24 protein-coding genes are annotated in these 25,492 nt (G+C 55.7%); 11 read left to right on the forward strand and 13 right to left on the reverse strand.

The features are described from left to right. Nucleotides 1-18: 18 nt before the first annotated feature. From kduD to VNX88_21090, 4 genes are all read right to left on the reverse strand, one after another. Entirely contained in the window at nt 19-780 is a 762-nt protein-coding gene (gene kduD, locus VNX88_21075; GenBank protein HWY71172.1) for a 2-dehydro-3-deoxy-D-gluconate 5-dehydrogenase KduD, read from the reverse strand. 3 nt (nt 781-783) lie between these two features. Continuing rightward, the gene (locus VNX88_21080; GenBank protein ID HWY71173.1) at nt 784-1,623 is read right to left on the reverse strand and encodes a 5-deoxy-glucuronate isomerase; all 840 of its coding nucleotides are present in this window, start codon (nt 1,621-1,623) and stop codon (nt 784-786) included. Between the two features lie 146 nt (nt 1,624-1,769). Further along, a complete protein-coding gene (locus VNX88_21085) occupies nt 1,770-5,024 on the reverse strand; it encodes a carboxypeptidase regulatory-like domain-containing protein (GenBank protein HWY71174.1) in 3,255 nt (1,084 codons plus the stop codon). A 118-nt stretch (nt 5,025-5,142) separates the two neighbouring features. Further along, complete coding sequence (locus VNX88_21090) at nt 5,143-5,994, reverse strand: IclR family transcriptional regulator (GenBank protein HWY71175.1); 852 nt, start codon at nt 5,992-5,994, stop codon at nt 5,143-5,145. Between the two features lie 68 nt (nt 5,995-6,062). Between VNX88_21090 and VNX88_21095 the strand changes: the two genes are divergently transcribed. After that, entirely contained in the window at nt 6,063-8,543 is a 2,481-nt protein-coding gene (locus VNX88_21095; protein ID HWY71176.1) for a glycoside hydrolase family 2 TIM barrel-domain containing protein, read from the forward strand. 478 nt (nt 8,544-9,021) lie between these two features. Here VNX88_21095 and VNX88_21100 read toward each other — a convergent pair whose 3' ends face one another. Both VNX88_21100 and VNX88_21105 read right to left on the reverse strand, forming a co-directional pair. Then, nucleotides 9,022-10,065 (reverse strand): MBL fold metallo-hydrolase, encoded by a 1,044-nt coding sequence (locus tag VNX88_21100; protein ID HWY71177.1) that lies wholly within the window; start codon nt 10,063-10,065, stop codon nt 9,022-9,024. A 64-nt stretch (nt 10,066-10,129) separates the two neighbouring features. Beyond that, the gene (locus VNX88_21105; GenBank protein ID HWY71178.1) at nt 10,130-10,618 is read right to left on the reverse strand and encodes a cupin domain-containing protein; all 489 of its coding nucleotides are present in this window, start codon (nt 10,616-10,618) and stop codon (nt 10,130-10,132) included. A gap of 134 nt (nt 10,619-10,752) precedes the next feature. On the opposite strand from VNX88_21105, the gene yiaK reads away from it, so the two are divergent. The 5 genes from yiaK to VNX88_21130 all read left to right on the forward strand — a co-directional run bounded on the left by yiaK (nt 10,753) and on the right by VNX88_21130 (nt 14,470). Next, complete coding sequence (yiaK, locus tag VNX88_21110) at nt 10,753-11,766, forward strand: 3-dehydro-L-gulonate 2-dehydrogenase (GenBank protein ID HWY71179.1); 1,014 nt, start codon at nt 10,753-10,755, stop codon at nt 11,764-11,766. Continuing rightward, the gene (locus VNX88_21115) at nt 11,763-12,389 is read left to right on the forward strand and encodes a hypothetical protein (protein ID HWY71180.1); all 627 of its coding nucleotides are present in this window, start codon (nt 11,763-11,765) and stop codon (nt 12,387-12,389) included. The genes yiaK and VNX88_21115 overlap by 4 nt, the downstream gene beginning before the upstream one ends. A gap of 51 nt (nt 12,390-12,440) precedes the next feature. Next, nucleotides 12,441-12,926, forward strand: coding sequence for an STAS domain-containing protein (locus tag VNX88_21120; protein HWY71181.1), 486 nt, complete (start codon nt 12,441-12,443; stop codon nt 12,924-12,926). Between the two features lie 267 nt (nt 12,927-13,193). Then, nucleotides 13,194-13,775, forward strand: coding sequence for a cysteine dioxygenase family protein (locus VNX88_21125; GenBank protein ID HWY71182.1), 582 nt, complete (start codon nt 13,194-13,196; stop codon nt 13,773-13,775). 332 nt (nt 13,776-14,107) lie between these two features. Then, nucleotides 14,108-14,470 carry an STAS domain-containing protein gene (locus VNX88_21130; GenBank protein ID HWY71183.1) on the forward strand — a complete coding sequence of 121 codons (363 nt, stop codon included), beginning with the start codon at nt 14,108-14,110 and terminating at the stop codon, nt 14,468-14,470. A 212-nt stretch (nt 14,471-14,682) separates the two neighbouring features. On the opposite strand, the gene VNX88_21135 is transcribed toward VNX88_21130, so the two are convergent. Then, the gene (locus VNX88_21135) at nt 14,683-15,561 is read right to left on the reverse strand and encodes a sugar phosphate isomerase/epimerase (protein ID HWY71184.1); all 879 of its coding nucleotides are present in this window, start codon (nt 15,559-15,561) and stop codon (nt 14,683-14,685) included. Between the two features lie 409 nt (nt 15,562-15,970). Between VNX88_21135 and VNX88_21140 the strand changes: the two genes are divergently transcribed. Beyond that, nucleotides 15,971-16,786, forward strand: a complete 816-nt coding sequence (locus VNX88_21140) for an SAM-dependent methyltransferase (GenBank protein HWY71185.1) — start codon at nt 15,971-15,973, stop codon at nt 16,784-16,786. Between the two features lie 240 nt (nt 16,787-17,026). Continuing rightward, the gene (locus tag VNX88_21145; protein ID HWY71186.1) at nt 17,027-18,163 is read left to right on the forward strand and encodes a hypothetical protein; all 1,137 of its coding nucleotides are present in this window, start codon (nt 17,027-17,029) and stop codon (nt 18,161-18,163) included. A gap of 246 nt (nt 18,164-18,409) precedes the next feature. On the opposite strand, the gene VNX88_21150 is transcribed toward VNX88_21145, so the two are convergent. The 3 genes from VNX88_21150 to VNX88_21160 form a co-directional block, all read right to left on the reverse strand. Continuing rightward, a complete protein-coding gene (locus tag VNX88_21150; GenBank protein HWY71187.1) occupies nt 18,410-18,874 on the reverse strand; it encodes a response regulator transcription factor in 465 nt (154 codons plus the stop codon). 887 nt (nt 18,875-19,761) lie between these two features. After that, nucleotides 19,762-20,466 (reverse strand): hypothetical protein, encoded by a 705-nt coding sequence (locus VNX88_21155; protein HWY71188.1) that lies wholly within the window; start codon nt 20,464-20,466, stop codon nt 19,762-19,764. A 285-nt stretch (nt 20,467-20,751) separates the two neighbouring features. Continuing rightward, nucleotides 20,752-21,393, reverse strand: a complete 642-nt coding sequence (locus tag VNX88_21160) for a TetR/AcrR family transcriptional regulator (protein HWY71189.1) — start codon at nt 21,391-21,393, stop codon at nt 20,752-20,754. A gap of 173 nt (nt 21,394-21,566) precedes the next feature. Here VNX88_21160 and VNX88_21165 point away from each other — a divergent pair, with 173 nt between their 5' ends. From VNX88_21165 to VNX88_21175, 3 genes are all read left to right on the forward strand, one after another. Beyond that, a complete protein-coding gene (locus VNX88_21165; protein ID HWY71190.1) occupies nt 21,567-22,181 on the forward strand; it encodes a hypothetical protein in 615 nt (204 codons plus the stop codon). 84 nt (nt 22,182-22,265) lie between these two features. Further along, the gene (locus tag VNX88_21170; GenBank protein ID HWY71191.1) at nt 22,266-22,787 is read left to right on the forward strand and encodes a DUF6632 domain-containing protein; all 522 of its coding nucleotides are present in this window, start codon (nt 22,266-22,268) and stop codon (nt 22,785-22,787) included. Nucleotides 22,788-23,084: 297 nt separating this feature from the next. Next, a complete protein-coding gene (locus VNX88_21175) occupies nt 23,085-23,465 on the forward strand; it encodes a VOC family protein (GenBank protein HWY71192.1) in 381 nt (126 codons plus the stop codon). A gap of 148 nt (nt 23,466-23,613) precedes the next feature. Here VNX88_21175 and VNX88_21180 read toward each other — a convergent pair whose 3' ends face one another. From VNX88_21180 to VNX88_21190, 3 genes are all read right to left on the reverse strand, one after another. Beyond that, nucleotides 23,614-24,147 (reverse strand): hypothetical protein, encoded by a 534-nt coding sequence (locus VNX88_21180; GenBank protein ID HWY71193.1) that lies wholly within the window; start codon nt 24,145-24,147, stop codon nt 23,614-23,616. A 71-nt stretch (nt 24,148-24,218) separates the two neighbouring features. Then, entirely contained in the window at nt 24,219-24,632 is a 414-nt protein-coding gene (locus VNX88_21185; GenBank protein HWY71194.1) for a hypothetical protein, read from the reverse strand. A gap of 131 nt (nt 24,633-24,763) precedes the next feature. Continuing rightward, nucleotides 24,764-25,348 (reverse strand): TetR/AcrR family transcriptional regulator, encoded by a 585-nt coding sequence (locus VNX88_21190; GenBank protein ID HWY71195.1) that lies wholly within the window; start codon nt 25,346-25,348, stop codon nt 24,764-24,766. Nucleotides 25,349-25,492 lie beyond the last annotated feature (144 nt).

Genomic DNA, 25,492 nt, shown 5'->3' on the forward strand with positions numbered 1-25,492 from the left:
CCTTTATCTGTTGCTGCTTTACCTGCCCATCCAACCGCCGTCGACTACCAGTACATGACCATGAACGTAGTCACTCGCTCGAGAGGCAAGAAATACGGCCGCTCCGCAGACATCGCCCGGCTCTCCCCATCGCTGTGCCGGAATTCTCTCGAGAATCTGGCGGTTGCGCGTCTCATCGCGTTGCAGAGCAGCGGTATTATCCGTGCACATGTAACCTGGCGCGATGGCATTCACGTTTATCCCCTGCGACGCCCATTCGTTGGCTAATGCCTTAGTCAACTGCACGACAGCTCCTTTTGAGGCAGCGTACGCCGGTACCGTGATGCCACCTTGAAACGCCAGCAGCGAAGCGATGTTCACGATCTTGCCGCTCGACCGTCTCTTAATAAACGACTTGCCGGCAGCCTGACACAACTTCCACAGCGAATTCAGGTTCACCTGGAGAACCGTGGTCCAGTCGGCATCACTGTACTCGACTGCCTTGGCGCGCCGAATAGTCCCAGCATTATTGACGACGATGTCTATTGGTGCAAATTGCTGGGCCTTTCCAAACAGCTTCTCCGCCGCTCCAGATTGCGCCAGATCGGTTTGAATCACGGCTGCGCGCCGCCCAAGCTTCTCGATCGCGTTGCAGGTTTCCTGGGGCGACCGCGAATTGCCGTGGCAAACGACATCCGCTCCAGCTTCCGCGAGTGCAATTGCTATCGCGGCACCAAGCCCAGCCGAAGCGCCCGTGACCAGCGCCGTCTTGCCGTCAAGTCTGAATTGGTCGAGGATCAAGAGTTATTTTCGGCTCGCCTCCAGCCCCGATCCCGATTGGCTGAACTCCGGCTGCACGTTCACCACGCCGAACTGACGGTCTTCTTTCTCACGATGTGCGGCCATGGCCCACAGGAATCCGATGCGATGTCCAGGGGCAGCAACGTTGGGGTGATAGCCGCGCGGCATCAAGACGGCATCGCCATCGCGGACAATGGTTGCCAACTCGGGCTCCTTTGTATCGGTGTACACGAACTGTATGCCGAAGCCAGGCGGTGGCATGTGCGTGTAAACGTACATCTCTTCCAACATCGCCGCATGTTCATGTGGAGGCCAGCTCGTCCAATTGCCCGGTTCCGAAATGGTAAGACCAGCGAGGAGACGTCCTGCTTGCACGTTCTTGCCGATCAGAATATTCAGATCGCGAGTAGTAGCGGCACCACCGGCGGTAAAATGAAGAGATTTGTCATTTTTTACGTCGGCGTAGCGGACGATCTGTAGCGGATATTTTTGATCGACATCGGCAGAGAACTCCGCGATGTCCGCTGAACTGCTGGTTTCCAGGCTGATGGAGGATCCGCGCGGGATGTACACAGAGTCGCGTTCGCTCAACTTGAAACGCTCCACGCCAACCATAACCTCAACCTCTCCCGACAAGCAGATAAGAGCGGTCTCCTGCTTGCCATTCTCGAACTGTACTGTGGAAACAGTCTTGTCCAGAATGATGCGCGAGTAGCACAAATGCTTCATCGTGCTATTCGCCGGAGTAATGAAGACCTTCCGCCCTTTGTGGGAATTAGTTCTGCGAAATACGTTGCCCTCACGCGTGACCGGCTCGGTAAAGACCTGGGGCTGTGTGCTCATAACTGCAACTCCGCTGCAGCTTCAGGAGAAGCTGCGAATAAAGGATTGATCGAGCTGCCCAGCGTGAGTGCGAGTTCACGATGTGCAGCTCGATTCATTTCCGGCTTCCATTATCCGGTTAGATCAGGGGAAACCGCTACTGCAGTTCAATATGTGAGACGCAATCCAAGCTGAAGCTGCCGCATGGGCTGGGCCGTTGTAATCTGCCCAAAGTTGTTGGTTCCCACTGTTGCACTCGGCGTGTTTAAGTTCACGATGTTTAGAACGTTCGAAGCTTCAGCACGGAACTCCAACTTAAATCGTTCCGTCACCGGGAAATTCCTGAAGATCGCCAGATCGACATTCTTGTATCCCGGAGCATCAAGGAAGTTCCTCGGTGAACTTCCATCGACCGGAACGCCGGTTACCACTGCATTCTTCGCGAATGCAGCGGTATTGAACCACTGCGCGGCGTTCGGATTGGAAATATGCGGGTCGCCGATCAACTGGGCGCGGTCGTTGTTATTGCCATCCAGGTTGGCGTCCGCGCCATTCGAAACCGAGAACGGAAGTCCGGTGTGCAGCCGGACGATCGGCGAGATCGACCAGCCATTGATCAGACTCCGCACTACCCGGCTGTCGCCGGTGTAGTAGTCCGGCTGATACGTCAGCGAGATCACGGCCGTGTGCCGCGCGTCGATGTCGGCTCGGCCGCGGTCGGCACGCGGGTTACTGAAATCCTGAACCAGTCCCTGGGCGGTACTGTTGTCGATCTGTACGCTGTCGAAGGCCTTGGCCCACGCATACCAGCCACTGAACGTGAGGTGATGCGACATACGCTGTTGCGCGCTGATCTGCAGGCCGTTGTAGGACGCCGTCTGATCGGAACGCATGGCGAAAATCGTACCGAAAGCTTTGTTCGGCCGACGCGACAGGATGTTGGCGCCCGCAGTGGTGGCCGTACTGGATGGGAGCGGGTAGTTAATGTCAGTAGCAAACGGCAGATTGTGGCTCAGGGAACCTACGTAAGCTATCTGCAAGCTAAGGCTCTGAGTCAGTTGCTGCTGAACAGAGAAATTCAGCTGATAGGTGTAAGGCCAACGGAAATTAGGAGACGGACCAAAGATGCTGCCTCCGGATACGAACCCTCCGTTATATGGGAAAGGCGCCGGAGTGAGGCCCTTATATGGGTTCGACAAGGTTGCCCCTGTCCCCTTCACATTCACATTCGCAAGGCTGAGGCGAACAGCAAAAGGCTCAAAGTTTGACGTAGTGTTCCATTCGTTTCCGGAGACGCTGCCGTAGAAGACTCCCGCGGCGGCCCGGATTGAGGTTTTTCCGGTTCCAAATGGGTCCAACGCAAAACCTACGCGCGGCGAGACATGGTTCCATTGAATGGGGACAATTCCGCGTGTAATTCCGGGATCGCCGGGAAACAAGATGCCAGCAGGTGCGGTGGGCCGCACTGTAGATTGCACTCCGGGAACGAAGGTTGATTCCTTGTCCTGCGGATCGGTTGGCGGCGTCTGGACATCCCAACGCACTCCCAGGTTCAACGTCAGCCTTGGAGTAACGCGGAAATCGTCCTGAGCAAACAACGATGTATACCAACTGTTAGTGAGGGCGGTTACGGGAGCATCCTGCGAGATGGAATTCGGAATTCCCAGTTCGAAATCAGCAAGACCACAAGCCAGGCAGCTTGCGCCTTTTGTTCCCGCTAATGTCGCCGTGCCATTGAAGCCAAAGACGCCGTAATTGTTCAACAACGTGGCCTGGATGTCCTTGTCCAGCGAAAGCTCGCCTCCGAAACGGAAGGCATGACGTCCGTGTGTAACGCTGAATACGTCGCGCAGCGAGTAGTAGTTTGTTCCAGCAACCGGGCCGGCAATCGCCTGCGTGAGGTTGAAAAATGAGGTAACGCCGATCTGTGGCAGAGACGGTGTGCCCTGAATGACGGCCGCCGATCCCAAATCGCTGAGCGATGTCTGCGGTAAGTTTAGGCGTCCCCCGAAGTTGCGCGTGTAACCGATCCAAACCTGGTTTACCATATTGGGATTCAGGCTCCAGGTGTGGCTCACATTGGCGTTGTGCTGCCTCCACGAAAACTGCTGGATTGACCAAGGTAAATTGGCCGTACCGGAACGGATCTTATTTTCTCCGCTGGTTTCAAAGTAACTGACACTCAGCCGCTGGCTGTCGCTCAGGTTGTGATCGACCTTCGCGAGGAACTCGTCGCTGTTGTATGGGTTGGGAATCACTCCCTGCCACTTGTTGTTCGGCAGATTCGCCACTGGAATGAATTTGTTGATGATGTTCATCGCAACCGGATCGAGACCGGTGAGCTGGTCGTTCGCATATCGCGTGCCCCCTGTGCCCGTGGTGGTCTGGCTGCCAGGGATAACGGGTCTGCCGTTCGACTGCGAGAAGTCCCCTGTTCGCTCAAGCGCGGATGGAACGGTTGCGCCGTTCAGGAATGTATTTGTGATCTCACGGAGTCCGGCGTAGGAGCCGAAGAAGAACGTCTTGTTCTTTATGACAGGTCCGCCAATGGTCCCGCCGAACTGATTCCGGTGCAGAGGAGGCGTTGCACCGGTATTGGCCCAGGTGTTCGCATTGAAAACGGTGTTGCGAACAAACTCAAAAAGTGAGCCGTGAAAATTATTTGTGCCCGACTTCGTAATCGTGTTGACGATCCCATTCTGGAACCGCCCATAGTCGGCGGCATAGTTGTTTGTCTGAACCCGGAATTCCTGAATCGCATCCGGATTGGGCAGGATATTACCGGTATTGCGAAGCCCGGTCATGTTGATGCCGCCGTCGAGGTAGTAGTTCACGGATCCGGCGCCGGCATCGATGCCGCCGTTGATCAACGTGCGCTGTTCGGGATAGCCGAGCACGATGCTGTTGTCGTTCTTCTGAACTCCGGGAACGAGGTCGAGCAGAGTGTAAGCGTTGCGATTGACGATCGGCAGATTGATGATTTCATGCGAATCGATCGTTCGCCCAATTTCGGGATTCGAGGTATTCACCAACGGGATGTCGGAGGTTACCTGGACGGTCTCCGTTACTTGCCCGAGCTGCAGCTGCGCATCGACACGCGCAGGCTGATCGGCCTGCAGCACGATGCCGCTTCGGATCATCTTCTTGAAGCTGGGAGCGCTGACTTCCACGCTGTAGCTTCCGACCGGCAGAAATTCCAGGCGGTAGTCGCCCTGCGCATTGGTCTGCGTAGTGCGAATCTGATTGGTTCCCGTATTGGTAACGGTGACCTGCGCGCCTGCTACAGAAGCTCCGCTGGCGTCAGTGACTGTTCCAGCTATGTTTGTTGTGGTGACCTGCGCGAAAACGACGGGCAAGGTCACGGCGAAAAGACTCAGCAAGACTGCGAGGGCAAGCAGCCCTTTTGTTTTGCGCACGCGCATTGTGAAGAACCTCCAACCTTTTTCAGGCTACTTTTTCTTGTCTCGCATTGCGGTACTATGTACCGCATCTGCACTTGGCCAATAAAAAGCCCGGCCGTAGCCGAGCGGTGTAATTGCGTTAGGCCCCGATTACTTCAACCTGCGAATCCCTCGAATACTCTCCGTTCCTGCTGGAAGGCGTTTGCATTCCTAATTCTTTTGAGAGCGTCGTGGCGATAGCCATGATCGATTCCGCGACTGCTGGAACCTTCTCGTGGCTCAGCCGAAAGACCGGCCCAGAGACGCTAATGGCGGCGATCGGATACTCGCCGACACTCCAGACCGCAGCGCCCACACAGAGAACGCCTTCCTCGTGCTCCTCGTCATCGATCGCATAACCCAGCTTGCGCACCCTTGCTAAATCAGCACGAAGATCGAGCATGTTGGTGATGGTCTTGCGCGTGAGCTGAGCAAGGCCATGTTTGTGCACCGCCTCTTCTACCTGTGCCTCGGGCAAGAACGCCATGATGGCTTTGCCTACGGCCGTGCAGTATGCCGGGTTCCGGCGTCCAACACTGGAGGTGAGGCGAACACTGCGTGAGGGCTCGATTTTGTCGAGATACACAACTTCGCCGTCATCGTAAACACAGAGGTGTCCTGTCTCACCGGTATCGCGCACTGCCCGCTCCAGGAATGGACGCGTGCGCTCGCGCAGATCGAGTTGCCCGATAGCCTTGGTACCGAGTTCAAACAGCTTCAGACCGAGTCGGTACTTTCCGGTGTTGGAATTTTTTTCGATCAGACGATGGCGTTCCAGCACCATGAGCAGGCGATGCGCTGTGCTCTTGTGCAGCTTGAGCATCTCGGAGATCTGAACCAACGTGAGATCGGGTCCCTGATGAGCCAAGACCTCGAGCAGCGCGAGAGCTCGGTCGACTACCTGGATCTGATAAGGCGACCCTGCGTCACGCTTTGTCTTACTATGCGGCACGGCGGACCATTATATGAAAGGAAAGTGAACAGTCAAGCGGAGTTTTGCTGTAAGTTGGTGTTCGTCCCATGGATCAAGTAACTCGCCGCGACTTCCTGAAGACATCTGCACTTGTTACCGCTGCCGCCCTGACAACGAATTCTCAGGCTCTAAGCGCGGATTCAACCCTGGCTACAACAAGCTCTGAGCGGTTGATCAGCGGCTGGGAGCACCATCGCGGCTCCCTCGGCAGTCCGTGGGAGGTCTGGCATGGATCGTTTGCCAAAGATCCAAATCAGTGGAGGAAGGTGGAACTGCCTCACTGCTTCAACGCTCGCGATGCCGTCGATCCTGACACGTCCTACTATCGCGGGCAGGGCTGGTACCGGACGAATCTGAAGGTCGCGAATCCATTTCCTAATGGCCGCACGCTCCTTCGGTTTGAAGGCGCGGGACAGAAGTCGCGCGTGTTCGTTGATCTCGATCAAGTCGCGGAGCATGTTGGCGGCTACGACGAATGGACGGTCGACATCACCGATGCGGCTGCCAAGGCTCTCGCGAATGCTGAGAACAAAGGTGCGATTCCGCTCGCGATCGTCTGCGATAACTCACACGATCTGCAGATGATTCCTTCTGACTTCAGCGATTTCAATCTGTACGGCGGACTCTACCGTTATCTCGATCTCATCTATGTGCCGGCCGTTTCAATCCAGCGTGTGCTGATCACTCCCACGTTAAGGGCAGATGGCTCTGCCGAGGTTGCAGTGCGGGCCCGGCTTTACAGCCCGGTCCCAATCGCTGATCCGACACGTGTGTCGATCCGAGTCTTTTCTCCTTCGGGGACAAACGTTCACAGCGGCCCGGGGCCTGGAAATTGGACTGGCGAACGCGAAATTGCGAAATTCACGATTCCCAAAGCAGAACTTTGGTCCCCTTCACATCCAGCTCTTTACCGCTGCGAAGTCACTCTCAGCAATGCGCACGGAGAAATGACTGTCTTCGAGCGCTTCGGAATCCGTCACTTTGAATTCGTGAATCACGGTCCGTTCAAGCTGAACCGCGAGCGGTTGCTCATTCGCGGAACTCAGCGGCACGAGGACCACGCTGGGCTCGGCGCGGCCATGACCGAGGACTTGATCCGCAAAGAGCTGCAGATGATCAAGGAGATGGGCGCAAACTTCATTCGGCTCGGGCATTATCAGCAGTCGCGTATCGTGCTGGATCTCTGCGACGAGCTTGGCATCATGGTCTGGGAAGAAATTCCGTGGTGTCGCAGCGGAGTAGGCAATGACGTGTGGCAGGCGCAAGCGCATCGGATGCTGCGCAACATGATCGATCAGCATTACAACCATCCCTCGGTGATTCTCTGGGGATTGGGCAACGAAAATGACTGGCCCGGCGAATTCCCGTCACAGGATCAGCAGGCGATTCGCGGTTTTCTGTCGCAACTGAACGACGAGGCACACAAGCTCGATCCCACGCGCGTGACCAGCATTCGCCGCTGCGAGTTCTGCAAAGACATTCCGGATGTGTATTCGCCGTCGATCTGGGCAGGCTGGTATCGCGGGCGCTACACCGAGTACAAGGCGTCCACAGAAGAAGAGATGCAGAAGGTGTACCACTTCCTCCACATGGAGTGGGGAGGCGACAGTCATGCTCGCCGTCACTCCGAAGATCCCGACAAATTGATCTCGCAGATCGCCACGGGCAAAGGCACCGACGAGCGCGGTTTGGACTTCCTCCGTACCGGCGGAATTGCGCGGGCATCGCGGGATGGCGACTGGTCGGAGAGCTACATCTGCAACCTGTTCGACTGGCACTTGAAAGAGCAGGAAACAATGCCGAATCTTACCGGCTCAGCCCAGTGGATCTTCAAAGATTTCTCAACGCCTGAGCGCCCGGAGAATCCAATTCCCAAAGTGAACCAGAAGGGAGTTGTTGAGCGCGACCTCACTCCGAAAGAAGGCTACTACGTGTTTCAGTCCTACTGGACAGAGAAGCCGATGATCCGCATCTATGGGCATACCTGGCCGATCCGCTGGGGTGACGCCGGGGAGAAGAAGCTCATCAAGGTGTACTCGAACTGCGACACCGTAGAGCTCTCTCTGAACGGGAAATCACTAGGCGTGAAGAAACGGGACAGCCAGGACTTTCCTGCTGCCGGTTTGCGCTGGATGGTGGACCCTTCCCCCGAGAACCAAGTACGTGCTGTCGGTCACAAGGGGAACAGGACGGTCGAGGATGAGATCAGCTTTCGATATCAGACGCAGAAATGGCAAAAGCCGGCGCAACTTCAGCTTCGTGAAGTCGCCCGCGATGGAGATCGCGTGACTATTGAAGCCCAGGTGACCGATGCCACCGGCGTTCTTTGTCTTGACGCACGTAATGCTGTAGGCTTTGCGCTCGCAGGAGATGGTGAGTTGATCGACGATCTTGGAGTTAACACCGCAGCCCGCGTGGTAGAACTCTGCAACGGACGCGCCATGATCTCTCTTATGCGCAAGGGTGGCAGCTCCCAGGTAAGCGTTTCCTCAAAGGGTATTCCGACAGCGTTCTTACAAGTCACATAGCCGTGACGCACGCAAAAGTGGAGACGCAGCATGCTGTGTCGAGATGATCGACGCCGGCAACCTGCACGAAGCGTGCCTCCTTTTTCGCTAGAGCAACGGATTGCGAAAATATTCCTTTCTTCCTTTGTAACCTGTTGAGCAGACTGGATCGCAAAACTTCTAGAGCAACGGACGAGACTTGCTTTTCCTGGGTTAACTGCGGCATCATGCGGAGGTGCGCGTGAATTCCAATATGGGAATATTCGGTCAGATGAAAACCGGGGCGGCCGTTCGCAACGCGACGGCCAGTTGTCCGGCACCTTAGGCTCGATGATCCCCGAGAAATCCCCGGAGCCTCCAAGGATTCCCGGGGATTGATCCCCGAAACTGCGGGGATCACTCGGGGATCTCGCCAGCTAAGTCTTTAGATTTGGGGATCACGCAAAAATCAGATTTTTTTGCATGAGGCGCAATCTCAAACTGGCTCTTAGGGGAGGGACTAACGCCGCCGCACAGCCGCCGCATAGCTTTTCTGAAAGTTGTTGCGCGAATTCTGAACGGTGAACGATCCGTCGTTCTGCGCAGCCAGCTTCAGATAATTTCCTTCGGCGTCATTGACGTTCGCGATCAGGTTCTCGGCGCTGTTGTGCTTCTGGTCCGAGTCCATCGCGTAGTGAAGCTGCCAGAGATCTTCAACCCCCGGCGTATCGTTCACGGTTTGCCACGCTTCCGGACTGCCGCCCTTGTGCGCGCCGTTGTTCATGATGGCTACACGCGGATGTACAGCGCGCACGAAAGCCTTAGAGTTCGACTGGTCGAGTCCGTGATGCGTGACGAAGAATACGTCCACTCGCCCGAGGGGATTATTCGGACAAACCAGAGCGAGCTCAGCCTTCTTGGTCAGATCGCCCATGTCGAGCAACCGAAACTTGCCATAGCTGACGAGCACGCCGAGGGAAGCCGAGTTCTCGGTGGGATCGTCGGGTTGTGCCGGTTCGGACGCGCAGAGGGAATTCGGCTGTCCTCCTCCTGGCAAAGGACGGCTGATGTGCTGACGCGCGGCAGTGAGGACCTGGACATCGATTCCTGAAATAGGAACGTGGTCTCCCGGTTTTACGGTCAGGCGTTTGCCGTGTGCTTGGGAGATTGTAGCGAGGTAATCACTGTAGCCGGTCCGCGTTTGATCGGCGTTTTCCATGTTGTCGCCGTGATCGACGAAGTTTGCGATCTTAATTCGATCAGCAAGCTGCGGAACGCCGCCGACGTGATCGCGGTGATAATGAGTGATCACCAAGTAGTCGATCTGCTGCACGCCAGCGAGCTTTGTTGCCGCGACAATCCGGTCAGCGTCTCTGCCATCGAATCCAGGCCAGCCGGTGTCGATCAGCATCGATTGTCCGGTTGGGCTCACGATTAACGTCGCCTGACCGCCTTCCACGTCGATTGAGTAGACTTGGAGCGTCTTGGACGCGCTTTGCGCGACCAGACAAGAAGAGAGGAAGAGCAGCAGCAGCGGGAGTGTCGCCTGTATGCGAGTTCGCATTATTTGTTCACCAGAATTAGATTGCAACGGTAGAGACGCAGCATGCTGCGTCTCCACTGAAAACCTACGGATTCTTTACTTTCACGACGAAGTAAAGCAGCGTGCCTTCAACATCCTTCATCCAGTGCGGCACGCCTGCGGGAATCACGATCGAATCTCCTGCCGAGAGCTTCCGCGTTTCTCCACCTTCGATCGAATCCCCGCGCGGCTCATCCGGATTGGTCGCTTTTTCACCGATGACTTTCCCCCCGGTCACGATGTTCGTGCTGCCCTGCACGATGTAGAAGACGTCGGTGTAGCTGCGATGAACTTCTACATTGCCCGACTCGGTGCGATGAGCGGTCATCACCCTGTAATTGCTTTCCGTGACGAGCGTGCCGCCTTTGGCGAAGGACGCAGCAACCTCGTCCTTTGAGTAGTACTTCACACCACTGCTCGCCGCAGTTTGAACTGTTGCGCTCGTCTTTTCGGGACTCGCGCCTTGAGCAAACGCCATGACTCCGGCGGTCAGCAACGCCAGAAAACCACTGAAGTGAGAAATACCGATGAGCATTTGTGAGACTCTCCTGAGGATTTCACAACGCAAAATAGCGAATTCATGCCAAGCAGCATGAGAGTGTACGGAATCTTCCACATAAAATCTTCAACAAAGCTGTTCAGCGTCCCGGAATACGAGATTAGCGACAGATGACGGAGCTCACCGAAATTCGTGTCCCCTACAACGACCTCGTCCATGAACTGGCCACTATTCTGGCAAAACTTGGCTTCTCCGAAGATCGCGCGCTTCGCGCAGCACGCCTGTTTGCCGACGCGAGCCGCGATGGCGTCTATTCCCACGGCGTGAATCGATTCCCGCGCTTTGTGCGTGCATTGCGGAATGGAGTCGTTGATCCGAAAGCAACGCCCGTGGTGATCTCGCAGTTTGGGGCGCTGGAGCGGTGGGATGGCCGTCTCGGTCCCGGCATGTTGAACGCGCAGCAATGCATGGATCGAGCGATTGCATTGAGCCGTGCGAATGGCATTGGCTGTGTAGCTCTGGCCAATACGAACCACTGGATGCGCGGTGGCAACTATGGATGGCAGGCGGCCGATGCCGGAGTAATCGGCATCTGCTGGACCAACACGATGCCGAACCTGCCTGCATGGGGCGCGAGCGATCCTCGACTGGGCAACAATCCGGTAATCATCGCAGTGCCTCGAGCACAAGGACATGTTGTCCTCGACATGGCGATGTCGCAGTTTTCGTATGGAGCTATCGAGTCGTATCGGCTGAAGGGACAACCACTGCCCGTTCCCGGTGGATTTACCGTCGATGGAGAACTGACGACCGATCCCGGAGCGATTGAAAAGTCTTATCGACCGCTGCCGATCGGATACTGGAAGGGCTCTGGTCTGGCCCTGATGCTCGATCTGCTTGCCAGCGTGCTCTCCGGCGGCAAGGCAACGCACCAGATTCCGGCTGACCCAGAACGGGAAACAGGACTTTCTCAAGTGTTCATCGCGATCGCTCCATCGTTAATTGGACCTCCGGAGCGAATGAGCCAAATTGCCGATGCTGTCATCGAGAACTTGCGTGGCTCGAAGTATTCCGGCGCAGCCGTTCGCTATCCCGGCGAACAGGTACTCAAGACTCGGAGCGAGAACCTGTCCCGCGGCATCCCAATTAATGCTGCGATATGGAACGACATTCACAAGCTTTGAAACAAATCGCATTTTGTGCCACTCTGGCGGCCATGTTCAAATCACTGCTCGTTGCACTGCTGGTTTTTCCGCTAGCTGCCACCACTTCAACCGACCAACCATCGATTGATGTCGTGCTGTGCACGAAAGCTCATCCTTGCGGGAAGTTTTCCGCTTTGGACATCACGACTTCACCAGTCCGCGCTCTCGATGTAGCAACGATCGACGGCATGATGAAGGCGTTCTACGAAGTCGTGTCTGGACCCAAAGGACAACCACGTGATTGGGGACGCGACCGCACACTGTACACTCCCGATCTCCGCTTCATTAGCGTCACTGAGCGTCGCACCGGAAAGCTTGCTGCACTGATCCTCGATCATCAGACATTCGCTGAATCATCCCAGCCTGGTCTCGCAAAAAACGGATTCTTTGAGAAAGAGATTCACCGCACCGTGCACCAGTTCGGACACATCGCGCATGTTTTCAGCACATACGAATCGCGCGAGACTCCTGATGGGCTTCCAACCGCTCGCGGCATCAACAGCATCGAAATGCTTTTCGATGGTCATCGCTGGTGGATCACTTTCGCAGAATGGGACGAGGAGAGGCCCGGCCAACTCCTGCCTAAAGAGTTTTTGCCATAACTCCAGCTAACGTGCGACAACTATAGATGCGGCCATTTCTGGAACGAGTTGATGATGGAGCGCAGAAGACAGCAACGGCGAAAGGGTCCAACCCGGGTTGGAGGTGACCGTCGCATTGGCAGGGCCAACGGTGGGCCGGAACGCCGTGTTGCCGATCGTCGCAGCGGCCTCGATCGCCGCAAGTTCGATGTAATCGTAGACTATCAGGTCCGTTCCATTCCCATCCTGCGCTGTTCCGGCCGAATCAGCATCGGCGACACAGCCAAGGATTTTTCCGCAAAATGTTCAGAGATGCTTCAGCGGAATCGCCCAACGTTCGCGCTTGATCTTAGCGGCATCAATCACATCGATAGCACTGGGGTTGGCGCGCTTGCCTCTCTGCTCACCTCCACTCGAACTCGAGGAGGCGATCTAAAACTCATTGCTCCCTCCCGGAAGGTCGAGAGCGCCTTGCGAACTACATTCTTGTACGAACTCTTCCATATACTTTCGAGCGCAAAGGAACTGGCGGAGTTCAGCGCTCAACCTCACGATTAGCGCGAGCGCTTTTGTTCCCAATATGGACCTCGCCAGATCTATACGTGCTCATCTTTAATGCCCCGAGAAAGGCAGCGAGTCCGAAACATTCCGGAAGATCTTTCACCAAAGGCAGGCTCAGGACGACAGAGTCTAAGAAGGCGAACGAGAGCACCCGCCTCCTAGGAAAGTAAAGCCGGAAGAATCTCCCGAATTCAGGGACGCGACGAACCTCAAGCGAATCCACAGACGAGCAATTCGAATCGAAATGATCGATAATAGGGATGTATGTCCATAGCCACCCCGCGTGCCCAAAGTCAGTTGTCGATTCAGGAGTTCACCTCCGAACTTCGGAAACTGCCTCCTGCGAGCTTCGAGCGTGTCGACGCCGTGCAACGCTTTCTGCGCGAGCATCCTGTCGATCCCGACAGTCTCTCGCCTTATCTCTGTTGGGACCATCAGCACTACACGCGAAACCTGATTGACAAGAGCGATCTTTATGAATTGGTCGCTATCTGTTGGGAGGTTGGACAGGCAAGTTCGATCCACAATCATCGCGATCAAAATTGTTGGATGGCGGCTCCGATTGGCACGCTGATGGTTCAGAACTACCGCGTGATGGCGCAGGATATTGAAGCCGGCACATGCAAGATTGAACCTACTGACACTTTGGAAATGAATCAAACCAACCCAGTTGCCGTCGATCCGCAGGAGCCGGTGCATCGTGTGCATAACCCAGCAGAACTAAAGCAGCGCGCGGTCAGCCTTCACGTTTATTCACGTCCTTTTGATACTTGCGTGGTCTATTCTGACCAGCAGGGCACCTGCGGCGTCATCAAGCTGCACTATACGACGCAATACGGGCATTGATGAGCTTGGCGCGCATACACGCAGTCTCCGTTGCAACGTCGCTGCATATCGCTGCACTCCACTATCGCAAGTAGTGGTCCCAAATTGAGAATCGATAGTCCGTTTGCGGGATGAGAGGCGTGCTGTATGCAACGAACCGGCTCGCTTGAACGTATGTAGAAGGAAAGGTAGAGTAGTTTTGATGTTTACCTCTAGTCACAATCCGCAATCGCTTGAATGCACCAAGAACGCGCGCCCGCTAAGTAAATAATTTCCTACAAGATTAAGGAACATTTTCGTTCCATATCCGTCTCACTTACTAGGCCGATTCAACTGATAGGAGTAGCTGTGCCATGGAGGATTCATTGCAATTGAATTTGGAAATCCTTGCAGAACAGGGAATCGCTCTCATACGTTGTCGCGGACAATTAAAGTTCGGAAAAGAGTGCCAAGTGTTGAAGAAGTGTGTCGATAGTGTGCTGTCGCAATTCTCGATTTGTGTGTTGAGTCTGACGGCCATTCGTCAGATTGACGCTCGTGGTTTGGGCACCTTGGTTGGATGTGTGGAAAAGGCGCGATCATTGGGATGCTTGTTGTTGATTGGCGGCACTTCGGAGAAAGTTCGCGACCTGCTTCGCATTACCAAACTGAATACTGTACTGGAAATTTACACGTCGGAGTTCGATGCGATGCAGGCATGCGGGCAAGCGGCATAAATGACGCAAAGCGTTGAGGGTCTATGTGAGTGGTTCAGGCAACGCTGGCCCCACCATGGACTGTCACCCCTCACTCCGCGCCAAGCACAGCGAACTCTTTCAGCACCTCGACCCTTCAGTATTCGTCGGAGAACCTGAGCTGGCTGCTCAGTAGCGCTCCGAAAGTCCCCGATTTTCCACCATTCGTTATGGCCCTCATTACAGAGGAGCAGTCAGCTTATGACGCCCATTTTGTCGAGGTACACGTCGATTAGATGTCGATAACTTATTCTGAGACTCTCAACCGCCGGCCTATCACTCTCGTCCTGCTCGACGAAGAGGTGCTCAACCTCCAGTCGCTCCGCTGCAGTCAGAACCTTTTTCCAGTCGATAGTTCCATTTCCAACCTCGGTGAAGTGCTCGGCTGCTTTGTTAAGTTCCCGTGATGGCGGGAATCCTTGGCGACGATCTTTGAGATGGAGCATACGCACGCGATTGCCAAGTTTTCGCAGCATCGCGACCGGATCCTGGCCGGCCTGGGTAACCCAGTAGCAGTCCATTTCGAAGCAGACCAATTTGGGATCGGTATTCTCAACAAGGATATCGAAGCCGGTCGTGGCGCCGAGCTGGCGGAATTCGTAATTGTGATTGTGGAAGCCAAAGCGCATGCCCATACTCCGCGCCCGTTCTCCCCAACGATTGAACTGGTCCGCAGCCAGCCGGAAGTCGTCGGCTGTGTTCCGAAGGTTTTCCGGCAGCATCGGGCAGATCACAAAGCTCACGCCAAGCTCCCTGGCGTAATCGAGCTTGGCCGGAAGCCCCTGGTAATCGAAGTGTCCGCTGGGCACCTTGAGCCCGGCGTCGAGGATCATCTGGCGCAGCTCTTTTGCTGGGCGCGAATAGACGTTCCAGTAAGTCTCGACCTCGTCGTAACCGATTGCGCGAATTTGCTTCAGCAGGGGGGCCAGATCAGCTTCGGCCTGCCTGCGCACAGTATAGAGCTGTACACCGAGCGGCGGATGTATGTACTGGTCGGCAAAGAGGTACCGACTTGCGGCAAGCGACCCTACGGCGGCAAGTCCTGAGCGGAGGAAATCCCGGCGAGAAAGCATGGCTGAATATCGCAGCAAAGGCAGGTCCACGTCCACCCAGCACGTTTAACAAACCGGCGAAAGACGGAACGTTCTCTGAAGATTGTTCCCAGAGTAGGAAAACATTCCGTCTGGGCGCTTTTTTGTCTGGTCGTCCCTTTCTTGTCCGTGAATTACAATCCTGAACCAACTTTCCCACTTAAGGAAACCATCCGCCTGGTCCCCAGCTTCATCCCCGCTTTTCTTCCTCCATTTGAAGATTGCAGGGGAAGCTCAAGCGCTGCCGTGCTAGGTTGGAGATGAACGCTACGTTCTCTGTCGGCAAGCCGTCCCAAAGCTGCGCACACATTGTTTTGAATTTGCCGGCGGCTAATCCCAAAATGGTCTAGTAAGTCCTGCTGTAATGTGCGGGAATTCATCGGGAGCACTCATGTCCACTATCAAGGATGTCAGCGGTACTGCGTTTGTCGTCGCTGAATACCGCGCGGAAGAAAATCGGGAGCTCATGCCCATCTACAACGATCCGGTGGTCGGGCTCTTTCTCAGCGACGCGAGCCGCCAGGCTGCTGAGCGCGTTGCCTCGCGCTTTCCCAAGGTCAAGGATATGGTCAAGACGCGGACGCGTTACTTTGACGACATGCTGGACGCACAGATCGCGGCTGGGATCGGCCAGGTGCTGATCCTCGGCGCCGGGCTCGATACCCGTGCCGTCCGCAAGCAGTCAGCCGGGGTGCGCTACTTCGAGATCGACGATCCGGCAACGATGGAACTGAAGCGGCGCTGCTACGCGGACGCGTGCATCGACGCCGGCGTGACCCACATTCCAGGAAACTACGTCACCGATGGCCTGATCGACCTGCTGCGGTCAAACGGCTTCGAGTTCGACGTGCCGACGTATCTCATCTGGGAAGGTAACGTCATGTACATGCCGCTCGGGCACGGCAAGCACACGATGCTGGAGTTGAAGCGACACCTGAAGCGCTTCCGGCTGTCGTTCGATTATCTGACCGAGTCGGTGATCACCAAAACAACCGGCGATGCGGATCTCACGATTCTCGTCGAGAGCTTCGAGGGGATGGGCGCGCCCTGGGTGTCCGGAATCGACGATATCCACAGCCTCGCTCGCGAACTGGGCCTGCGGGTCGTCGAGAACTTTAGTACCGGCGAGCTGTATCGGAAGTATCGTGGCCGACCCACTTCTTCACAGGTCTTTCAGCACTACTCGATCTGCACGCTGGAACCCTAGCGCGCCGGGGCAGTACCGCCCGCGGTAGCGGATGGGTGAGTCTGGGTTGTCAAGCTCAGGTATCTCTCCGCCCTGGACATGGACGACGTAATCCATCGCCCGCTCGATCCCAAGATCACCCCAGGCAATCCGGGCCGCCTCATCCCGTGTCAACTCAGGTGTTCCTGAGCGGAGCGTGCTACACTTCTGACCGCTTTTTTCGAGCCTTCCCACAATCGCCCGCTATCAGGAGTTACCGAAATGAAACTTACAAGCTTTTGCGCAGCGTTGATGTTCTGCGTGTTTACTGCTGCTTACTCTCACGCTCAGACGAAGACTGCCTGCCTCGCACATCATTTCGCTTACGTCGAAGGACTATTTGAAGTTCGCTATGAACCGGGCTGCACCGGACACGATGAGCCCGAGTTGGACCCTGTCTCCAGCGCTCCCGGATCGGCCCGAGACCTCACCTGGACAGCTGTGCTGCCAAGCGATGGTCCATCGACCCTCGTTTCCGATTTGGGACCAACGTTTTGGTTTGGAGGAACGGTTACAGATCCCAAGAGCTTTGGAGGACAGGCATTTGTCGAGTTGCAGATCTATCCTGACTCCATCGTGAAGAACTGTTTCCCCAACGGCGCCTTCAGCGTGAGCTTCGCGCCGAATACCTATACGGCCTGCTCTCCGGTGTTCAAGCTGGTTGCGGAATCCAACGGCAAGTTCCGGGAACCAGCAGCATTCAATGCCATGCTGACCGACGGAACAGGAAACAACCATCCGCTGATTATGCATGCCGGAGATATGATCCAGGTGCACTACTACACCACCCCTGTCCAGGACGGCTTCCACATCACGGTTACCGACCTGACCACGCCTGGCACCGGAACCATCATTCTGAACTCCTCTTCCGATGGCCCGCTGATGCCGGTTTATGACACGCAAGAGCTCGGCAACTCGCTGGCTTGGGGCATTGTTTCGGATACGCCCCTCTCCTTCGTCTGGGAGATCGGACACAAGTCGGTCTTCACCGGGGGAGCCGCTTTCTGTTTACCCGGTGAGGCTGGCTGCCTGTCTTACAACGCCGCATCGTGGGCGGGAATTTCCCCGATACAGATCAAATCGGTAGTCTTTGGCGACGGATCTGTACCAAAAAGCTTCGCTGCCGTGAGCGACCAGGGCGGAAAGGCTGAAGTACTCGCCCCGAATGCGTGCTCCGCGTATGGTGGCCCGCTCTGCATCTATCCCTGGTACACACTCGGAGCGACCGGGTTCCATTATGGGATCGACTACCCGGATACACGCAAAGACTTCGGACAGGCTGACCAGTTCACTACAACGACGCAATGTGGGGGCCCCTTCGGACCTGACTCAACCTATTGCGCCACGACTTTGAAATAGGAGCACGGCACCCCGTTCTCGCACGGTGTTCTGCCAGGACGGGAGAGATAAATGTCCGTTGCTTCGGTTATCGTTTCTTCTCGCGAGTGGTTAGAGCGTTAGATTTTGATTGTCTCTCTTCAGACGGTCTTCGGGAACGAGTCAAAGACCGGAATTACTGACATCGTTCTCAATAGCTCTATCGACTACCCGTCGTCAATTTCTTCACAGCTTCCGGTCCCTAGGTTCCCCAAGAAGGGGATAAGGTTAGGACTGGCTGATTAAACCGTTTGCCGACCAGCGATCTCCGCGCAAAATGGCTTCAACCGCAGGCAGAAGTTCTGTGATGGCATTCTGCTTGTGAACGAACCCTTTTGCTCCGTTGCTTAGAGCTGTCGCTACCACATCGGGATCGTTGTCTTGACTGATGAACAGGATTTTTGCGGCTGGAGCGAGTTGCCCTATTCGGTGGGCGACCTCGATGCCGTTTAGTGTCGGCAGCCCGATGTCGAGAAAAATCAAATCGGGTTGCAATTCTTCAGCCTTCTGAACCGCCTCTAATCCGTCCGCTGCCTCGCCAATCACCTGCAATTCCGGTCTCGCTTCCACTGTCGTGCACACGAAGCGCCTAAAAGGTTCGAAATCATCGACCACAAGAATGCGGACAACAGTGGACGGGTTTCTCCGGTTTGAGGAGATCGCTGTAGTCTGAGTCGTAGGTGGTTTCGTCATGGGCGGTTCATTTCGCAAGGAACCGTCGCCCGTTCGGGCGCAGGGGAGGGTTACAAGAGGAGACACTCTTAGAATACTCCTCTTCGACAAACTATTGAAAAACCGCAACGGTTGTTACCACGCGTTAGCTGGGCTGCCGACCTTTTCCCGTTACGGTTTTTTGCATCAGATTCCAAGACAACACCGGCCTACGTTCATATGCCGACACCAAGCCATGCTGTTGAAACCGTCCTCATCGAATGCAGTTTGGTGTTAGGCAGGCGAACTGCAGATTCAATCTTTCTCAGCCTTCAGGAGCAATCCGCCGCGAGGAACATGATTATTCCGGGTTGACGCTTCCCTTGTTCTGGTATCTCGTGCAAGCTCAACCAATTCAGTTGTCGAGGCGGTAAACTGCGAGAAGCCGCAATCCAAGCAGATCAAAACCGTTGGGAATGCCAGGACGCCGGGATTGTCAATATTCTCGAGGCCGCGAAAATGGATAAGTACCTCAGCGGCAAATTCTGATTGATTGCCCGATCCGCATGATGCGCAATTCATAGCGAGGCTCTCCTTCGGCTAACCTACGCAACCACAGAACGCCTGTCTGTTCAAAATTGACCACACCCGAACGATGCCTCACGCCGCCGCTGCAAACAGCCTCTCTGCCCACCCTCCGAAAAATCCGGAGGCTAGGACACTCGGCTTTGAAAGAATCGTTACTGTCCCTGGTTTCGTGCCGAGGTTTTCCTGCGATATGTATCCGGAGACACAAATGTGTAGCTGAACCCACGTCCTCAGGGGTGTGGCCGGCGTAATTCATTGATTCTGGCTCTTTCTTGCTGGGTTGCGTGAACTGATTGAGGCTTATTGCGAATCACCGACGCGATTCTCCCTGCTAGGTCTGCTTAGCGATCAGCGGTTCCATCCGACCACTGTCGCACGGGAATCAGGAACACGGTCAGGCGCTCCCAGCTGTCCTTAAACGCTATGACTGGAGAGCCCGGCAGATCAGCTCCCCATGCTGCCGGCTCGGTGGGTGAGGTGAAAAACATGAGGTGCGGATGCCAGTGTCCGTCGCGATCGCTCAAATAGCCCTGCTTCGACATCATGTAGGACATGGCGCCGGGTTCCATCGCCGGCAACTCCTTTTTGTCTATCGCGGCCCTGATCGCCTGAATCATCTGATCCTTTGTGCGTCCAGCTAGTACTAAGTCTGTCCTCTTGATGATGCGCGGAAGGTAGGACCGCGCGCCAGCCGCATTCAGGCAGATCGGCGCGCGCAGCTTAGGATTCCAAAAGTCCGGGTCATTGACTTCAGCAATCCAGGAGCGTTGCACGACGCACACGAACCCATTCTTTCCCTGAACCGCAGTTTCGTATCCGTGACGTCCGAGAACCAGGGCTTCGGCATCGCGCGAAATGGACTCCGGTGCTGCACTCCGCGCCAAAGCTATTTCGGAATTCCGATCCTCCATCAGATATTGCTCAACAGGGGCCATGCTTGGATACGATGTTTTGGCATTCTGTGCTATCGCCTGCCACGCCGTGCAAAGCACAACCACGAGCGGGAGACATTTCGCCACGATTGCGCCAAACTTTATTGCTTGCATGCTCTTTGCTCCTGACAGGAACCCGGCAATACTTGTTGATATCCACATAGACGAGGCAAGCCGCTTGCCGTGAGCTTTACGAAGTCTCGAGAAGTGATTGTTCATTGCTTTCGCGACCTCACGCGGTTTGCCAGTGAATACTCATCGGAATGCGTGGTCGCCGACAATATCCAGTTAACTCGGATTCGATATGACCACTGGAAAATGCATTGAACCCGTCGGCTAGAGCCAAATCATAACTGGGTCGCATTGACGGCACGGATGAATCCGTGCCCTTCCCTACCGTCAGGATTTTCGGATCGCCGACTTTCGTAATCGATCCATTTGGGTCTCGCGATGGACCGTCTTGCCAGACAGGAGAGGCTTCATAGAGAGATCAGCGAGCAGTTTCTCCGCGGCTTGTCGTGCGTATTCCGCAGGCCACGGTTCGCCATGCAGCTGTGAGGCGGTGATGGCGCCTTCCATCAAGAGGTAAAGCTGCTCGGAAAGCGTGCCGGGATCCGCTCCTTTGACTTCTGCAGCCAGGCCACGGAGATACGAGCGAATCATCTCTTTGTGTTCGCGAGCCGCACGATGAACAGGATGATCCGGAGAAGGATATTCGATGCTGGCCCGAATGAATGCGCACCCATAGTAGCCTTCAGAGACGAATCGATCATGTAAGGCGCGAAAGAGTTCCAGAATTCGATCCTGCGGACGTGTTGCACGAGCTTCGATGGAACTCACGAGCCACTGCCGGAACATTTTGTCTTCGCGCTTGAGCGTCGCGACGATTAGATCGTCTTTTGAACCGAAGTTCTTGTAAAGCGTCATGCGAGCGACGCCAGCCTCCTCGAGAATCGCATCGACGCTTACCGCGTGAAACCCGGTCTCGCAGAACATTCGTTGCGCGACAGCGAGAAGGTGCTCGCGTTTTCTGACGGCCATTCCAAAAGTATACCAATCGATCTACCGTAAATACGTTGTTGCTTGTAGTTGAACTTGCCTGGGACGAACCTCAAGTAGATGAATCGTTCTACTTGCGCACTCTCATCAAAACAGGCGAAACGGGAGCAGGCCACTCGCGGTGCTCCAACTGAATGACGAGGAGGAGTTGGTAGATGGATTCGGATACTTATGTATTTTCAAAGCAGCCTGGGTTCGTTGAAACCAAGGTGCGGAAAGCGTTTAAGCAAGCCGTCCCGTTGCGGACCGTCGTTATCTATTGTTATGACCCACGGGCAGTGAGCATTCCCCATGCTGTGGCGAAAGCACTGTCCGGCGAAGTGTACCCAGGCGAGATAGTTCGGGACGAGCAAGGCAACAAGGTAGCGTCGACTACTACGGTCTTCCCGGTTGTAGTTGCGGGTGGGCGCGCGGTGGATGCGCTCCGATCTATAACGGTCGCTCAGCACTTGTTTGGAATCGAGAACATCGTCGTGGTGCACCACACGTACTGCGGAGCCACGTCGTTCACTCCCGAAGGGCTAATCAAAGCCTTTCATAGCGAGCAAGGCGTAGATATCTCGGCACTCTACGACTCAGCCAACATCGCGATTGCCGACTATGAGTCATCCCTCAAGCGCGACACACGACTATTGCGCGAGTCAAAGGGAACACCGAAGCACGTAAACATCTACGGCTATCTGTTCAACATCGACACCGAAACATTGACTCTGATCGTAGAGGATCGCGCGAGTTCCAGCGCACGGCACGATGGCTCTGAAGTCGCATGACCAATTCTGAATCGTGGAAAACCGAATGAATACAAATTTCTCGGGCGCTAGTCCGTTCCGAGCAAGTAACTAAGGAGAGGAAATATGCCATTGAACCAATCGAAACCGAGTGAGGAAAACTCTAACCGTGAGGCGCAGCTCCAGCACGGAGACCTGCAAGGAAAAAGCACTGCCGAACAGGATCGCATTAAGCACTTACGCATCGCATTGCGGCTAGTGGGCGTGACGTTCATTTTCGGAATATACACATTCGTCCTTGTCTGGCCGTCTGGCTGGTCGTGGCACTCGGGACAGTCGCACCACCTGCCGCATTACCTGCAGATGATCCTTGGGGTCTATGCAACGTTGGGTGTTTTCCTTTTAATCGCGAGCCGCAATCCCCTTCAACACCTGAGCCTGATCTGGTTCACGGTGTGGTCCAGCGTTGTGCACGCCGCAATCATGGCGGCGCAAGCTTTGGCGAATCCGGAGCAAATCGCACACCTTTGGGGTGACGTCCCGGCGCTTCTCGTTGTTGCCGCTGTGCTTGCGCTTCTCACGCCTCGAACGGCCGCAGCCGAGTCCGCTGTGAGGGTGAAGACCGCAACTGCAACCGCAATTAGATGAGACGTGGCAGTTGGACTGCGAGGGCCTGCGATTATCCTCTGAATCGGAAAGCGTAAGGCGGGCCCTCAATTCCGCTATGCAATTGCCGTTCATTGGCTGGGTGGCTAGCCGTGCCGAAAGATTCGTCGGCGCTCGATGAACCGAAGGATTACTGTCTGGTAATAAAAATGAAAAGTGCCGGCGGTCAGATCGGATGATCGCTTCCCCTGTCTCTACCCTCGCCTGTTTCATTGGTAGCAACGAGAAACTCGAGGCCACGATTATGATTGGCGGCGGGTTGCCAAGAGCGGAGATGCGATGAAGCGCACATGGACGATCATCGGTGTACGCGACGTTGCCGGCAGCTTCAAGTGGTACCAGTCGCTGTTCGGCCAGCCCGAGACAGCTCCGGCCCATGACCACTTTGGTCAGATAGTAGATACGGATGGAACCGTCCTGCTTTGCGTCCACCAGTGGGGCGCGCACGAGCATCCCTCGTTGATGGGTCCGGAGTGGGCTTCACCTGGGAATGGGCTTCTCTTGTTCTTTCGCGTTGACGACTACGAGGTGGCGCTGAAGCGGGCGCGCGCTCTCGTCGCCCGGCTCGAAGAGGAGCCCCACATGAATCCGAACACGCAAACCATGGAGTTCTCACTCCGCGATCCAGACGGATACTACGTGACGATCAGCGCGCTCTGAAAAGCGGCAATCGGCATTCGGCACCTAAGAACATCCGCTCCAGTTCATCGTGATCATCGATGACTGGAAGCCGTCCAGCCGTTCCATATCGGAACCAGCAGTGTCTCTTGAAGTGAGCACCCCAGCAGAATCGCAGTCTCCGTCTTGGTCATTCAGTCGCGGCGAGCGACATCGGCGCGTCCGCCGACCGGACGGGCGCGCCCCCAGGTCGCAGCAGCAGCCAGAACGCGAGAAGGTGCGTCCAGAAAAGCGCTGGTACATAAAGCATTGGGATCGCGTAACCGGCTCCGAGCTGCCCGGCAACTGACGGCAGATCCACGCTGACCGCACGCGCCGTGTCGATGACCAGGTCGGCGAGACCGACCAGATTGAAAGCCCAGACCAGCGGCCAGAAGAGGAAGCGCACGCGCACCGTCAGCAGCGCGAGGATTGCGAGCAGTGCGGTGGCGAGGTCGCCGTAAGCCACCTGCGTAGCGAAGCCCTGCGGCAGGTTCGGCCCAACAAACCCGGGCAGTAAGAAGGCCAACCCGAAGAAGCGGAAACTGTTGAACGTTGCAATCGCGCGGTGCGCCTCGACCCGATCCATCGCCCTCAGCCGCGGCCAGACGTAAGTCGCGATGCAGAGCGCCCAGGCGAGATAGCCCAGCGCCATGTCGATATTGAAGATGTCTTTTGCCGGCATGCCCGACCTCCTTGCCATCGGCGCGTGCCGATGGCCTGATCATGATGGTTCGCTGTTAATTGTTCTGCGGTTTAATTGTTCTGCGTTGCGGGGCCTATCAATGCCCTCAGCGGCATCAAGGGTCCGACGGGAACGTACTGGTGATCCATCAACTGTTCCTTCGCGAGCGGCAGCGTTTCCATAATGGCTCGCGCCTCGTCTTCGGTCTTCGCCTCGACCAGGAAGACGACGCCTTTGCCATCGCCGCGCGAATACCACTGGCGGATTTTCCCGTCGAGGTAGAGCCTCACAGTGGCCCGAATCTCTGCGGGGATGACATCCATGACTTGCGAAGCGGTTACACCCTGCTTGACAGTCTGAATGACCAGCACTTCGGTGGTTTTAGGTATCGCCACGCTGGGCACGCCTGAGGCGGCCCCGGACTGTGATTGCGCTACGGACACTGCCGGTAGCGCTGCCATAAGAAGAGGGATCATGTATCTCATAGTTATCCTCGATTCAGTTTGGTTAGGTTCTTGGTTGGTCGTTGATGTGGTTCCTTCGATTGAAAATCTGTTCCATCGTCTACTCGCTTAAAGAGTACGAGCGTACTCTATTGGATGCAAAAAAAAATGCGTCACCTTTCGGTAAAGTTTTTTACAAAGAACTTCCTCGCCTCCGCCAGCACCCGCTCACGCCCTTGGGGGGACAACTTCAATCTGGCCGCAGTCACTACCCCAGCCATACTGGGAAACAACAACTCAAACTTCGCCAGTTTTTCTTCGCGCGTCTGACCTGGAACAAATGGCAATAGCCGCTCGCGATACGCTTCTCGCGCCGCCTCAATCCGCTTTCGCACGGACAACGGCTTTCGTGAAAGCTCCGGCCCGAGGGCAGCGAACGCACATCCCATTCCCGGCGAATTCGCGTGGCCGGCGCTCAGATAGCGTTCAATGATCGCCCGCAGAGCCTGACCTTCGGGCGCCGACTTTGCAACCTCGAGCATGCCACTTCCCATCTCGTCGAACGCCCGTGCCACCGCTTCGACGAAGAGGTCATCCTTGCTCTTAAAGTGCCGGTAGAAGCCCCCTTTCGTGAGGCCCACCTTCTTCATCACCGTCCCGATGCCGCTGCTGTCCCCACCGTGCTCGCGAAACGAGCGAGCAGCTACGGAAAGAATCTTCTCGTGGTTCTCGGCCTTATGTTCCGGCGAGTAGCGCATGAGATGAGAGTACGATCGTACTCTAACAATGTCAAGGGCACAGGTGCCCCGGCGCGCGCTCCCGCTTGTGAATGTTATTTAGGCACCCGGCTCCCCAAGTACATGAGGGCGCGATAGTAGTATTGGTGACTTCATGCCACCTCG

Source organism: Terriglobales bacterium, from assembly GCA_035567895.1.
GTDB lineage: Bacteria > Acidobacteriota > Terriglobia > Terriglobales > Acidobacteriaceae > Gp1-AA112.

Excerpts from the sequence above, each read along its gene's own strand:
- VNX88_21080 (HWY71173.1), bottom strand. The coding sequence starts at position 1,623 with ATGAGCACACAGCCCCAGGTCTTTACCGAGCCGGTCACGCGTGAGGGC.
- VNX88_21085 (HWY71174.1), bottom strand. The coding sequence starts at position 5,024 with ATGCGCGTGCGCAAAACAAAAGGGCTGCTTGCCCTCGCAGTCTTGCTG.
- VNX88_21095 (HWY71176.1), top strand. The coding sequence starts at position 6,063 with ATGGATCAAGTAACTCGCCGCGACTTCCTGAAGACATCTGCACTTGTT.
- VNX88_21100 (HWY71177.1), bottom strand. The coding sequence starts at position 10,065 with ATGCGAACTCGCATACAGGCGACACTCCCGCTGCTGCTGCTCTTCCTC.
- VNX88_21105 (HWY71178.1), bottom strand. The coding sequence starts at position 10,618 with ATGCTCATCGGTATTTCTCACTTCAGTGGTTTTCTGGCGTTGCTGACC.
- yiaK (HWY71179.1), top strand. The coding sequence starts at position 10,753 with ATGACGGAGCTCACCGAAATTCGTGTCCCCTACAACGACCTCGTCCAT.
- VNX88_21120 (HWY71181.1), top strand. The coding sequence starts at position 12,441 with ATGATGGAGCGCAGAAGACAGCAACGGCGAAAGGGTCCAACCCGGGTT.
- VNX88_21125 (HWY71182.1), top strand. The coding sequence starts at position 13,194 with ATGTCCATAGCCACCCCGCGTGCCCAAAGTCAGTTGTCGATTCAGGAG.
- VNX88_21130 (HWY71183.1), top strand. The coding sequence starts at position 14,108 with ATGGAGGATTCATTGCAATTGAATTTGGAAATCCTTGCAGAACAGGGA.
- VNX88_21135 (HWY71184.1), bottom strand. The coding sequence starts at position 15,561 with ATGCTTTCTCGCCGGGATTTCCTCCGCTCAGGACTTGCCGCCGTAGGG.
- VNX88_21140 (HWY71185.1), top strand. The coding sequence starts at position 15,971 with ATGTCCACTATCAAGGATGTCAGCGGTACTGCGTTTGTCGTCGCTGAA.
- VNX88_21145 (HWY71186.1), top strand. The coding sequence starts at position 17,027 with ATGAAACTTACAAGCTTTTGCGCAGCGTTGATGTTCTGCGTGTTTACT.
- VNX88_21150 (HWY71187.1), bottom strand. The coding sequence starts at position 18,874 with ATGACGAAACCACCTACGACTCAGACTACAGCGATCTCCTCAAACCGG.
- VNX88_21155 (HWY71188.1), bottom strand. The coding sequence starts at position 20,466 with ATGCAAGCAATAAAGTTTGGCGCAATCGTGGCGAAATGTCTCCCGCTC.
- VNX88_21160 (HWY71189.1), bottom strand. The coding sequence starts at position 21,393 with ATGGCCGTCAGAAAACGCGAGCACCTTCTCGCTGTCGCGCAACGAATG.
- VNX88_21165 (HWY71190.1), top strand. The coding sequence starts at position 21,567 with ATGGATTCGGATACTTATGTATTTTCAAAGCAGCCTGGGTTCGTTGAA.
- VNX88_21170 (HWY71191.1), top strand. The coding sequence starts at position 22,266 with ATGCCATTGAACCAATCGAAACCGAGTGAGGAAAACTCTAACCGTGAG.
- VNX88_21175 (HWY71192.1), top strand. The coding sequence starts at position 23,085 with ATGAAGCGCACATGGACGATCATCGGTGTACGCGACGTTGCCGGCAGC.
- VNX88_21180 (HWY71193.1), bottom strand. The coding sequence starts at position 24,147 with ATGCCGGCAAAAGACATCTTCAATATCGACATGGCGCTGGGCTATCTC.
- VNX88_21185 (HWY71194.1), bottom strand. The coding sequence starts at position 24,632 with ATGAGATACATGATCCCTCTTCTTATGGCAGCGCTACCGGCAGTGTCC.
- VNX88_21190 (HWY71195.1), bottom strand. The coding sequence starts at position 25,348 with ATGCGCTACTCGCCGGAACATAAGGCCGAGAACCACGAGAAGATTCTT.